At 73.2% G+C, this 12,003-nt stretch carries 6 protein-coding genes and 1 pseudogene; 1 reads left to right on the top strand and 6 read right to left on the bottom strand.

Annotation, left to right across the window (positions count from 1 at the left end; translation table 11 throughout):
• Window positions 1-30 precede the first annotated feature (30 nt).
• Window positions 31-594, top strand: a complete 564-nt coding sequence (locus tag SSP08S_RS57025) for a TetR/AcrR family transcriptional regulator (RefSeq protein ID WP_078532722.1) — start codon at window positions 31-33, stop codon at window positions 592-594.
• Between the two features lie 86 nt (window positions 595-680).
• On the opposite strand, the gene SSP08S_RS43325 is transcribed toward SSP08S_RS57025, so the two are convergent.
• The 6 genes and pseudogenes from SSP08S_RS43325 to SSP08S_RS57015 form a co-directional block, all read right to left on the bottom strand.
• Window positions 681-1,076 carry a PPOX class F420-dependent oxidoreductase gene (locus SSP08S_RS43325; protein ID WP_019073899.1) on the bottom strand — a complete coding sequence of 132 codons (396 nt, stop codon included), beginning with the start codon at window positions 1,074-1,076 and terminating at the stop codon, window positions 681-683.
• A 42-nt stretch (window positions 1,077-1,118) separates the two neighbouring features.
• Window positions 1,119-2,084: a nuclear transport factor 2-like protein gene (locus SSP08S_RS43320; RefSeq protein ID WP_019073898.1), complete on the bottom strand. Its 966-nt coding sequence runs from the start codon at window positions 2,082-2,084 to the stop codon at window positions 1,119-1,121.
• Window positions 2,085-2,162: 78 nt separating this feature from the next.
• Window positions 2,163-2,743 (bottom strand): annotated as a pseudogene (locus SSP08S_RS60100) (LutC/YkgG family protein).
• A gap of 73 nt (window positions 2,744-2,816) precedes the next feature.
• Complete coding sequence (locus SSP08S_RS43310) at window positions 2,817-3,422, bottom strand: SMI1/KNR4 family protein (protein ID WP_019073896.1); 606 nt, start codon at window positions 3,420-3,422, stop codon at window positions 2,817-2,819.
• A gap of 14 nt (window positions 3,423-3,436) precedes the next feature.
• On the bottom strand, window positions 3,437-4,627 hold the full coding sequence (locus SSP08S_RS43305; protein WP_019073895.1) for an RICIN domain-containing protein: 1,191 nt from the start codon (window positions 4,625-4,627) through the stop codon (window positions 3,437-3,439).
• A 37-nt stretch (window positions 4,628-4,664) separates the two neighbouring features.
• On the bottom strand, window positions 4,665-11,969 hold the full coding sequence (locus SSP08S_RS57015) for a hypothetical protein (RefSeq protein ID WP_245608070.1): 7,305 nt from the start codon (window positions 11,967-11,969) through the stop codon (window positions 4,665-4,667).
• Window positions 11,970-12,003 lie beyond the last annotated feature (34 nt).

Below are 12,003 nucleotides of genomic sequence, written 5' to 3'. Positions count from 1 at the left end.
AGCATACCGAACGTTTAGTACTCTGGTTCCATGACCCCACAGCAGCGCCGCGACATGCGGGCGGACATCCTCGATGCAGCACGGAAGCTGTTCGGGACCAAGGGCTACACCGTCACCTCGATCGCCGACCTGGCCGAAGCCCTGGGCGTCACCAAGGGCGCGCTCTACTACCACTTCAAATCGAAGGAGGCGATCCTCTCCGCCCTGGTCGCGGAGCCGGCCGCCGAGATCGCGGTGATCGCCAGCGACGCCGCCGAACGGACCCCGCAGGAACTGCTCACCGCGCTGATCGACCTCCAGGCCAAGCACCCGGCCGCCTACATGGCACTGCAGTCCGGGGACGCCTCGGTGCTGCAGGAGCACTCCCAGCGCCACGACTTCACCGGCAAGACCGAGCTGATCATCCTGGCCATCGCCGGGCAGAACCCCTCGCCCATGCGCCTCATCCGGGCCCGGATGGCCGTCGCCGCCGTCAAGGAAGGCACCATGGCCTCGCTCGTGGCCGGCCAGGGCACACTCACCGACGGAACACGGCAGGAGCTGCTCGAAGCCGCACTGGCAACCCTCGACCCGGGCAGCCGGTCCGCCGCCTAGAACCGACGGGAACCCGGACACCCAACGACCGACGGCCCCGACGCCTCACTCGCGATCGGGGCCGGGCCGGGACGGTTCAGGGCCGACTACGGCTGGACGAGGGTGATCCGGATGCCGACGCTCCCCTCCGTTCCGCGCCGCAGTCGGCTGCCGAGCACCGTCAACCAGCCGGTCAAGCCGTACTTGCGGCGCACCAGGCCGCGATAGCGCTGGGTCTGTGCGGCATCGAGGAGGACGGCCCGACCCGGGACCTGCTCACTCAAGGGGTTTCCGCGCAGGTCGCACTCGCCGACCAGCACGTCGGCCCGGTTGCGGGTCCGCTTGACCTTGCCGGAGTCGGTGACGGTCCAGATGCCGAGTGCATCCCCGTCGCGGACCACCCATACCGGGGTCGGCACTTCCCTGCCGTCCCGACGGAAGGTGGTGACCAGGAGGTACTTGCCCGACGCAAGCCGTTCCAGGGTCGCCTGATCGACAGTCATTGTGTGTTCACCATGGTCCTCGGGGGTGTCCCGGTCGTGGGGTCAGCTTTCGATCGTCTCGGCCATGCGCTGGGTGAGCCAGGCCGGGTCGACCAGCGATCCGTCCCAGATCGAGCTGAGCCGGGTGATCTTTCCAGCGGCGTCGAGCTGGAGTGCGCTGACTCCGCGCGGGACGGGCCCGCGGCTGTTCGTCCACTCGAAGGCACCCCCCGTGTCGCCTCCCACGGTGTGCCGCACCCGTGCTCCCCGGCCGTAGGGCAGACTGCCCACCGCTTGCTTGAGGTAGGCCGCGATCGACTGCGGGCCGGCCACCGCGGTGTGCAGGGTCAGGTCCTCCAGGACGCCGTTCTCCTCGAAGAGCCCCGCCGCGCGCTGAAAGTCGCCGCCGCCCAGGCTCCGGGCCAGGTCGGCCACCGTTCGCTTCAGCCCTGACGAGGCGTTCTCCCCCGGCAGCGCCCACCCGAAGTCGCTCGGAAACGCCGCGAGGGGTGCGCGAAAGCCGTTCAGGGCCTCGAGTCCGTAGTGGCGACCGTCCCAGTAGTCGATCCAGCGGACGAACTTCCCGTCCCGGATGTCCACGACCGAGATGCCACGGATCTCGTGCCCGAACTCCTCCGGAGTGTTGGTGAAGAACAGCGCCGCGCCCGTGTCGCCGCCGAGGAGGTTGGTCGCGTAGGAGTGCGCGGCCGGGCCCCAGGTCGGCATGTAGGCCCCGAACACCGCCTTCAGAGCGGCCCAGTCCGGGAAGTCGAATCCGGCGGTCGCGTCCCAGTAGGTGGTGTCGCTTCGGCTGAAGAACGCCATGGTCCGGTCGACATCGGCCGCGCTCTTCGCCGTCAGGAAGGACGCGAAGAGGCGCTGGATTCTGGCCGGGGCCGTGGCGGAGACGTCGGAGGACGCCTCGGCGAAGCCCGGGAAGGCCCACGTGCCCGCGAGCGCCGCACCGCCGACCACGGCCCCGGCCAGCGCCGAGCGCCGGGAGATGAACCTGGTGTCGTCATTCTTCATAGCCCTGACCGTCCTTCGACTGGATGACCCAGGGCTGCCGCCAGGATGCCTGAACGAAGCCCGTTACATACTGGTCGTTTAGTAGGATGGAGCATACCAGTCGTTCAGTATGTCCAGCAATCCAGGGGTGCGGGGTCCGAGGACGCCTTCGACCCGGTCGAGTTCGATGTCGCTGGTGGCAGAGGGTCCCGAGATCCAGGACTGCGGACGCGCCGGGTCCAACCGGAGCATCGCCTACGGCAGGGAGGCGACGGCCTGCTCCGGAACGTGGACCACGCATATGTGGTGGTCGGACCGCCAGGGTCAGGACGCGTCGGCCCTGGCCCGGTCCGGGGTCCAGGACAATGGTGCCGGTCTCGGCGATCGCCGACGCGCACCCGGTGACCACACTGTCCGCGGCGTTGAGGTGACGCACCGTCACCTGCGGTTCTTCGAGGACCTGTTCGGCCCGCGCCTCAGCCGGCCAGTCCTGCGGCAGCCCGACCGGGACAGCCACCGTGCGCGAGCCGTCTCTCGGCCGGCAGCCGGGCAAGAGTACCCGGCAGACCGGCGCCGGTACGGCGGTGGACCCGGGCGTGTAGTCGGCCCAGGCTCTCGTGGAGCAGGTCGAGCAGGACGGCGTGGTCGTCCGCGGTGTGGGTGGCACGGTCGCCGAGCAGATCGGCGACATCTGAGCCGTTGTCGTAGGGGTGCCGCCGTGCCTTTCACGGGTGCGGCGGCATCCGCGACGGCTCAGTCTCCGAACATTCCGGCATACGGGTCCGGTTCACCGGTCCACGGAGAGATTCCGGCCTTCCGGAGCCGCTGTTCCTCCTCCCCGGGCAGGAAGCGGGCGGAACCGACTCCCCAGAGCGATACAGCACCGAGCGGGCACTCGTCGAACTCCGCGCGGAACAGGCGGCACAGGAACTCCACCATTCCGCACGGGTATTCGGTGCCTCGTGCGTCGCCCCGGCCCCACACCACCACGGGCCACTTGTCCGGATCGCTGTCCGTGGCCGGCCAGCACAGAATGTCCGCGCTGGAATCCGCTCCCCAGGCGATGAGACGCGGAGTCTCCGCCGCCCCCCGCCCGGCGGCTCGCCACACGTCCTCGGCGTTCGCCGATTCCTGCTGCATGCCCATGCAGGGGGACTCGCCACCAGGACCGACGTGGATCTCAGGTGCCATCAGCGACAGGTAGTCGTCGATGGCACCTTCGCCGTACTCGGCCATGAACTCCTTGTAGTCGCCGGGGAAGCGCGTTCCCCAACTGGCCTCGACAGCATCCCGGTCCACGGAGTCACCGGCTCCCGGAGGGGAGGGCATGATGCGCCGGACTTCTTCGAGCCAGGACACGGATCCATCATCTCTCAGCGCGTACTCCACTTCTGGTTGTCCTGGCCGTTGCAGTCCCAGAGTTGGAGCCGGGTGCCGTTGGCGGTGCCCTGGTCCTTGACGTCCACGCACTTGTTGGCCTGCGGGTTGACCAGGTCGTTGCTGGAGTTGAGGCGGAACTGCTGGGCCGGGTTGCCGCTGCACACCGCGATCTGGATCACCGCGCCGTTCGCCGACGAGCCCCAGGCGACGTCCATGCACAGGCCCATCGAGCGGATCGTGCCGTCCGAACGGAAGTCCCACTTCTGCCAGTTCTTGCCGGTGCAGCTGTTGATCTGCAGCGGCGAACCGTCGGCGCCCTTGTGGCCCACCATCTCGATGCACTTGTTGGAGGCGTGGCTGTAGATCGTGGTGCCGGGCGCGGTGGTCACCGTCTTGGTGGCCGTGACCTTGGTCGTGGACTTCTTCTTCGAACTCCCGCCTGAGGACGCCTTCTTGGGGGCCTCGGCGGAGCTGCCCGCGATCACTCCGGCGCCCGAACCGGCACCGGCGGCCACGGCTCCCCCGCCCTTCTTCACCGTGTTGTTCTTGCCGCCGCCCACCGAGTTCGAGGCGCTCGGCTTCGGCGAGGCCGGGTCCGGGCTGGCCGAACCGTAGGCGCCGGCACCGATGTTCGCCGACGCGCTGTTCAACACGGTTCCGGCGTCGGCCACTTGCTCCGACGGCTTCCCGTCCGAACTCGACTTGCCGAGCATCCCGGACACCAGGAACGGCACCCCGACCAGCAGCGCGCCGGCTATCGCGGCGCCGGCGAGGAGTCCCCGGGAGGGGCGGCCGAAGGCGGGGGCCGCGGCGGCAACGTCCTCGCCGGTTCCGGAGCCTGCCCCGGATTCCGACGGGGCTCCGGTCGAGGTGGCGGTGGCCGTGGCGGCCTCGGGGTCGGGGTCCGCGTGGGTGTCGGGGTCCGCTGCCGGGAGTGCGGCTTCGTCGGTGCCGACGGCGGCTTCCGGAGTCGCTTCCCCGGCGGGGGACGGGAGTTGAGCCGGGGCCGTGAGTGCCGCCTCCGCCTGCGCCGCGGTCGCCGAAGCGGCGGCCGTCGTCTCGCCGCTCGTCGGCGGGAGCGTCGTCGCGGTCTCGGGGGCACCGCCCGTGGTGGTGTCCGGGGCCGGGGCGGGCTCCGTCCCGCCCGTAGCCGCCTGGTGCTGCGGGTTGTTCTTGCCGGACATGGTGTTCCTTCCAGGAAATTGGTGGGGGGACGACCGGTCAGTCGTCGCCCGGGGCGGGCGGGGTGACCGAGAACCGGTTGCCGTCGAAGTACAGGGTCAGCGGGGTGCCGTCGGCCGGGCCGAACCGGTCGGTACGGCCGTCGGGGCCGAGCACCTGGACCGGCCGGCCGGTGTTCCGTGCGACCAGGGCCGCCAGGGTGGACGTGTAGCCGAGGGTGTCGTCGGGGCGGGCCAGCACCAGGGCGAGGCGCGCGGGGTCGTCCAGTCCGGCGTCGGCCACGGTCACCGTGCCGTTCTGGAGGATCGACTGGGCGTTCAACTCCGGGGTGAGGGCGCCGATCTCCGCCAGCGCCTCGGTGGGCACCGAGGTCTCCGGGGCCGGGAGCGCCGCGTCGTCGGGGGCACCGTGGGCCGCTACGTCGGCCTGGGCCCAGGTGAGGAGGGCTGCGTGGGGGTCTCGGGCGCTGGGCCAGGTGGGGGCGGCGGTATCGGATGCGGTGGTGCCGGGGGCGGGGGTCGCGAGCAACTGGGCCAGGGAGCGGGCGAACGTCTCGGGGCCCTGCGCCCGGGATACGGCGACACGACGACGGCCCTCTTCGGGTTCCTCGTCGGCCTCCGTCCCGGCTCCGTCCGGCCTCAACTCCGGTTCCTGAGGCGCTGCTTCAGGCTCCGCCTCGGGCTCGACCTCCGGTTCGTTCTCCGGTTGCTCCGTCAGCCGGGGCATACGGGCCGGTGCCGGGCGGGGGGTGCGGCGGGGCCAGGCGGCCGGGGTGGCGGACAGGGAACCGGTCGTCAGGACTGCCGAGCCGTCGCCCGCCGCAACTCGCCGTGCCTCCAGGACGGCCACGACATCGCCGAGGTCCCGTTCCGCGTGGCGCTGCCGGGCCGCCTGCCGGGTCTGCTCGGCGAGCGCGTCGATGATGCGGAGGCCGAGGGCGTCCAACTCCTCCTGGGCCGCGTTCCGCGCGGCGACCGTCCGGTCGTGGTGCGCGGTGGCCGCGGCGAGCGCGTCCCGGGCCGTACGGTCCGTCTCGGCCGCCGTCACGGCGAGGTTCCGGGCCCGGTCCAGGACGTCGGCCGCGGTGCGGGCGGCGTCCTGGGCCAGGCCGAGCCGGACCCTGGTGTCGTCGGCGGCGTGCCGGGCCGTCTCCACGGCGCGGTCGGCCGCCTCGGCCGCCGTTCGCGCCCGGTCCAGCGCGCGCTGTGCCCGGTTCCGGCGCGACTCACTCCGGGCGGGGGAACCGGGGCCGTCCGAGCCGGAGTTGCCGTCGTCGCGTTGCGAACCACCGGCCCGAGTCGGCGAGTTGGCAGCCCGCGCTGCCGCCAGTTCGTCCTCCGCCGTCCTGACCGCCTCGTGGAACTCCCCCGCCGCCCGGGTCGCGTCCGCCACCCGCTGGGTCCGGTCCCTGAGGTCGGCGGTCAACTGCCTTACGTGGGCCTGCCGTTCGTGGTCGTCCTCGGCGGCGTCCGTCACAGCCCGGTCGGCGACGGAGAGTTCGCCGGCCGCGGTGTCCGCGGCGGCGCGGGCGTCGGTGACGTCCCGTTCCGCCCGGGCCACCGGCCGCAGCGCCTCCTCCAGCGCGCGCCGGGCCCCCGGCATCCCCTCCTGGAGCCCGGCCTCCCGCACCCGCGCCTCGTCCTCCGCCTGCCCGGCCGCCTCCAACGTCCGTATCTGATCGCGTACGGCCCTCCAGCCGGCGTCGTGCGCGGTGTCGTCCTGAACCTCGCCGCCCCGGCCCCGGTCGTCCCGCTCCTCCTCGCCGTACTCCTCCGTGCCCGGCGTCCCCTCCGGATCGCCGTTCACGTCGAACCGCCGGAAGCGCACGCCCTCCCCGTCCCGCAGCGCGAGTTCGACAGGGCGCCGTAGCAGCGCGGCCGTACCGGAAGCGGCGTACAGGGCGCGGGCCGTCTGGGACGGGCCGCCGTCCGTGGCCAGCCAGAGTTGGAGCATGGGGGTGGTGTCGGGCGCGGGGGCCTGGGCCGTCTCGATGCCGCGGGACAGCAGGGTCGGAAGGTCGCGGAGCGGCACCGTGCGCCAGTCGCGCAGCACGTCGGGCGCGCGGCCTTCCTGAGCCTGTGCGTCGGCCGCGCGGCCTTCCCGGGCCTGGGCGTCGGCCGCCGCGCGGGTCAGGGACGCACCGTCGTAGACGCCCGGGTCGGTGCGCGGAGCGGTGACGCCGTGGCCGAGGAGGTCGCGCTCCAGGGGGCGCAGCCGGACCGTGCCCGTCACGTACCGGGTGCCGTTCGGGCCGTGGAGGGTGAGCAGCGCGTCGGCGACGATCTCGTGGCTGCGGGTGCCGCGTGCGCCCTCCGGGGTGCTGGTGTTGCCGTGTTTGAACCACTCGCGGCGAGTGCCGGCGACCGTGGCGCCCGTGCCGGGGTCCTGCGCCTGGCGGGCCAGTACCGGCACGGTGAAGCCGAGCAGTTGGCGGTTGGAGTCGTCGGCGCTGAAGCCGCCCTGGGCAGAGAGGCCGCCGGTGAGGCCCGCGTGGGAGGAGGAGCCCGCGCCGACGGTGATGAGCCGCACCCGGTCCACCGTCACGTCGCCGGTGTCGGTCACCGGGCGCGGCCGGTACAGCTCCACGGTGAGCCGGGGCGGGGTGCCGGGGGCGCTCTGGAACGGGTAGGCGCCCGGCATCGAGGTGGTGAGGCCGGCGGGACCCCGAGGGTGGTCCAGCGAGATCGTGCCCGCCTGGAGGAGTTCGCCGATCCGTACGGCGGTGGTGTCCGCGGAGTCGGAGGCGGCGAGCGAGCGCCAGGAGCGGGTCAGGGCCGGGGCCACCTCGCCGAGCGCGGCGGCGAGTTCGGTGCCCGCGTCGAAGCCGAAGACCGGTGCGGGGCCGCCCGGTGTGAAGCGGTGGCCGGGTGCCGGCGGCCGGCGGTCGGACCGGCCCGGCGTCAACTGCCGCTCGGCCGGGGCGGGTTCGTCGGTCTCGCTTCCGGTGAAGCGCAGCGCGGCGGTGGCGTGCACGGTCGCGGTGCGCGCCGGGCGGCCGAGGAAGAGGTGGGCGATGCGGTCGGCGAGCGGGGTGTTCGCGTCGGTCAGGCTGAGCACGCCGTGCTGGATCACGCTGCCCGGCAGGTCCACCAGCCAGTCGGCGGTGAGGGTGGACCGTACCGTGGCGGTGATCCGGTACGGGACGCCGTCGAAGTCGGCGGCGTTGTCGGTGCGCAGCCAGTGGCGGTCCTCGGCGGCGCGGCTGACCCGTGCGGAGTTGCCGCGCACGGTGTCGGCGCTGAGCAGTGCGCTCGCCCGGTCGGTGCGGGGGCCGCCGGTGGGCCTCGGGAGCCGGGTCTGGAGCTGGACGAACCCGGAGTGCCGGGTGCTGTCGGCGGTCCGGTCGGTCACCGAGGACGGCGTGTGGCCGTGGTACTGCTCGATGCCGGAGCCCGCTGCCGCCGGGTGTCCGCGCAGCAGTCGCAGCGCGTGTTCGTCGGCGTCCGGCCGGGCGGTGAGGGTGACCTCGACGAGGCGGGCACCGCCGTAGCCGACGTGCCGGAAGCGGAAGCGCTGGAGGTGGCCGGGGCCGCGGCCGGGCAGGGTGCGCAGGCCCGCCGTGGAGGCCAGGTCGGCGATGCGGGTGGCCACGCCCGGGAGGTACGACGCGTGGCCGGGCCGGGTCGTGCCGTATGCCTCTTCCTCGATCAGGGTGAGGAGTTCCTGGCGCAGTGCGTCGCGGCGCGGCACCGTCCGTGTGGCGTCGGTGAACTGGTCCATTCCGTTGACGCTGCCGAGGCCCACCTCGCCCGAGGCGGTGAACCGGCGCGGCAGCGGCACGGAGCCCACCGTCGCCCCGGGCACCGTGAGACCGGCCACCGGTGTGAACCAGGCGGCGTGGCGCCGGAGTTGTGCCGGGGTGGCCAGGAACCGTACGGCGTCCGGCAGTTCGACCGCCACCGTCACGGTACGGCCCTCGCCCTGCCCGAACGCGTTGCCGACGACGTTGCGGCGGCCCCGGCGGAACGTCACCAGCAGGAGTGCGTCGGCGGTGACGCGGTGCTGGGCGCCGGACTCGGTGGCCGTACGGTTCACGACCGTCGAGGAGGCCAGCGCGCGTGCCTTGTCGCCCCGGGTGGTACGGGTGTACCGGGCCGAGGGGTTGAGGCTCGGATGCCGGGGCGCGGTGCTCGTCGTGGCGGCGCCCTGTTGCTGCTCCGGTTCGTCGGCGCGGGTGTGCAGCGTGCCGCCGCCGTCCATGCCGCCGATGTCGCCGTCGTTGCCCGCGGCCTGGTCGGAGCCCGGCGTCTGGACCGACGCACCGTTGCGGACGGCGGTGAAGCCGGCCGCCCACTGAGCCGCGTGGGACACCCCGCGCTGCTGCCCGGCCCCGTCGCCCGCGGCCAGCCCGGACTCGAAGTACTGCGTGAACTCGCCCGACGCCCGCGGCCGGCGCAGGACACCCTGGATCTCCACCGACAGCACCTCGTCCGCGGCGAGCCCCGGCAGGGTGAGTCCCTCGACGACGTAGGCGCCCTTGAACACCTGGTGGCCACGGGCCAGCAGGGCCGCGGGGCTGCGGGCGGCGGTCAGCATCTCCGCCGCCACCGTGGTCGGATCGGTGGCGGCGGCGCCGGCCAGCGACCCGCCCACGGCCCGGCCGACGCGTGCCACCGGTGCGGGCGTACGGTCCGCCACCGCGTCCCGGGCCCCGTCCAGCAGGCCGCGCTCCGGGTGCCCCGCGTATGTGTTGCCGAGCACCGCGCGGAACGCCTCGTCCAGGGCGGCCGATGCCTGGAAGACCTCCACCATCGAGTCGTCCGGCAGCGGTATCGAGTCGGGGCGCGGGGTGCCGTGCTCGTCGGTCAGTTCGAGCAGGGCGCGGTCGGCGTCGGTGGCGGCCCGCACGGTGGGCGCGGCGGGCGCCGCCGGGGCGGGCTCGTCGGCGGGCAGCGTGCGGAGCGTCGGCACCGAAAGCCGCAGCGTCCCCGGCACCCGGTCGGGCGGCGGGTCCTGCGGGTCGGCGACCGGCGCGCCGTGCGGTTCGTACGGCCGTACCACCGTCTCGTGGGCGAACCGCACCTGCGGCTCCTCCCCCGGCCCCTCGTACAGGTCGAGCGCCAGCTCGGCCGGGACCTCGAACACCTCGCTGCGCTGTCCCGCGCCGCTGCCGATGAACTGCTGGTCGTGTCCGAGGGACAGCTGCGCACTGTTGTCGTGCTGCGCCTGGTGGGAGCGCACATGGTCGCCGGTCCCGCCCAGGGTCCACGCGCCGCCGCGCACCGGCAGCCCGAAGGAACCGCCGGCGCCGTACGACGCCCCGTACTGCGAGCCGTTCGAGTCGCCGGCGACCGTCGACAGCGAGGCCAGGCCGATGCCCTGCACATCGGGCAGCACCGTGGTGTGCGTGCTCTCGCCCTCGCCGCGCACCGCGCTGAGCACAAGCCTCACCCGACGGGTGCCGCCCGCGGTCGGGATCTCCAGGAACAGCGGGTGGCCGCCGTCCACCATGGCGTCCGTCGCCGCCCGCAGTCCGATCCCCGACCGGGTCTGCTCGAACCGGCGCAGATTGTTCAACTGGGCCTGCACCAGCGCCTCGTCGGGCAGCACCCGGTTGCGGGCGTTGGTGTCGCCGGGCAGGAAGCCCTCGCGGCGCAGCCAGTTGTAGGCGTGCACGAAGAGGGGTTCGCCGCCCGTCACGGCCAGCGGTGTCGCGGTGGTGCCGATCGACCGCAGATGCTCCAACTCGGCGGGAAGGCGCCGCAGTTCGTCATCGGCCGGGGCATGTCCCCGGGCGTCCTCGGCGGTCAGCAGCCGCAGATGCATCCCGCGCGGCCAGTCGCCGGGCTCGAAGCGCTCCTGCCCGCCGCCCGGCAGATGCAGCACCAGGGTGTGCCGTACCGTCGTCGGCGCCAGCAGATGGCTGCGGTTGGTGCGCACCGCGTGCATCAGTGCCGCGCCGGCGCTCTGGGTCAGCGCGTCGTTCGTCCCCGCCTGGACGGCGACCCGCCCCAGCACACCGCCGCCGACCCGCCGCGAGGCGTCCGGGTGGCCCTCGGCGTGGTCACCGGTGAGCGCCGGGCCGACGCTCCCGGAGAGGGAAACACCGCTGGTGAACCTCGACTGGGCCTCGATCCTCACCACCTGCGTCAGATGGCTCTCCAGATTGATCTTCCCGGGGACGCTCTGCCGCACCGGCTCCCCCACCTCCACCTCGGTCAGCAGCTGGAACATGCCGACCGCGCGCCCCGACCGGTCGAGCAGCACCGGCGAGAAGACCCCGCCCTCCCGCTGCATCGGCAGGGTGCCCCGCAGCAACGGCTCCGACAGGAACGTCTCCAGTTCCGCGAGGGAGTCCTCGTGCAGCGTCCGCAGCCGCGCGTCGAAGCGCGTCAGCGTCTCCGCGAGCAGCCGCCCCGGCTCCGCCACCGTGTCCACGCCCCACACCGGAAGGTCGCCCAGACCCGCCGCCGCGGGCAACTCCCCTTCCTCGTCCCGCGCCAGATGCTGCGGGAACCAGAAGGTCACCGGCCCGTGCGACTGCGGCGCGCCCCAGGTGACGGGCGCGGCCAGCGCCGGAGTGTCCAGCCGTACGTCCCACAGGGCGGTGAAGTCGTACGGCTCGGAGGGCTCGTTGCTGCGCTGGGCCGTCGTCGACTGCACCACCGTGGTCACCGACGCGGAGGACGAGAGCTGGTTCAAGGTCAGCGCAAGCGTCAGCGCCACGTCGACCCCGCGCACCGGGATCGCCCGGGTCACGGGGAACAGCGCGGTCCAGGGCAGCAACAGGGTACGGATGTTGCCGGACACCTCCGACGACACCGACTCCTGGCTGCCGATGCCGCGCCGCTCCACCCGTACGTCCCGCTCGGCACCCTCGGCCTGCCCGTACCGGGCCGACGCGACCGGGTTCGCGAGCCGCATCCGCAGGTCCACGTCCCGGTCCCGGCCCTCCACGCGCAACGTGATCCGGAAGCCCAGACTGCCGCGCAGATACGGCAGGTTGATCACCAGCGTCTCGGCGCTCGCCACCGTCCGCAACTGCTCCCGCACCGGATGCGTGTCCGCCGCGCGTCCCAGCCCGAGCGCCGTCATCACCTGCTGGTGCAGCCCGTCCACGACAGCCGCCGACAGCGGTTCGAGGTGCACCAGGCCTACGTTGCCGTCCAGTTGGGAGCCGTAGCCGAGGACGAACGTCGAGGAGGGCGGCGCGACGGGGGCGTTGGAGGTGGGCCAGGTGGGGGTGGTGTCGGTGGGGATGGGGGTGGTGTCGGGGTCCTGGGTCGGGCCGTTCGTCAACTGGCCGGTGTGGTCGTGGAGTTGAGGACCGGCCGCCGTGACGTTTTCGATGATGCGGAGGTAGCGGCCGGGGATGTGGACCGGTCCATGAGCGGTGTCGGCCATGAGACCGGTGGTGCGGACGGCCGTGCTGTTGGGG

This window comes from Streptomyces hokutonensis (genome assembly GCF_000376565.1).
Taxonomy (GTDB): Bacteria; Actinomycetota; Actinomycetes; order Streptomycetales; family Streptomycetaceae; genus Streptomyces; species Streptomyces hokutonensis.
This window is presented reverse-complemented; position numbering and strand designations above follow the sequence as displayed.

What these genes read in the sequence shown, in the direction of transcription:
- SSP08S_RS57015 (WP_245608070.1), bottom strand. Translation starts at nt 11,969, where the DNA reads ATGGCCGACACCGCTCATGGACCGGTCCACATCCCCGGCCGCTACCTC.
- SSP08S_RS43325 (WP_019073899.1), bottom strand. Translation starts at nt 1,076, where the DNA reads ATGACTGTCGATCAGGCGACCCTGGAACGGCTTGCGTCGGGCAAGTAC.
- SSP08S_RS43305 (WP_019073895.1), bottom strand. Translation starts at nt 4,627, where the DNA reads ATGTCCGGCAAGAACAACCCGCAGCACCAGGCGGCTACGGGCGGGACG.
- SSP08S_RS57025 (WP_078532722.1), top strand. Translation starts at nt 31, where the DNA reads ATGACCCCACAGCAGCGCCGCGACATGCGGGCGGACATCCTCGATGCA.
- SSP08S_RS43320 (WP_019073898.1), bottom strand. Translation starts at nt 2,084, where the DNA reads ATGAAGAATGACGACACCAGGTTCATCTCCCGGCGCTCGGCGCTGGCC.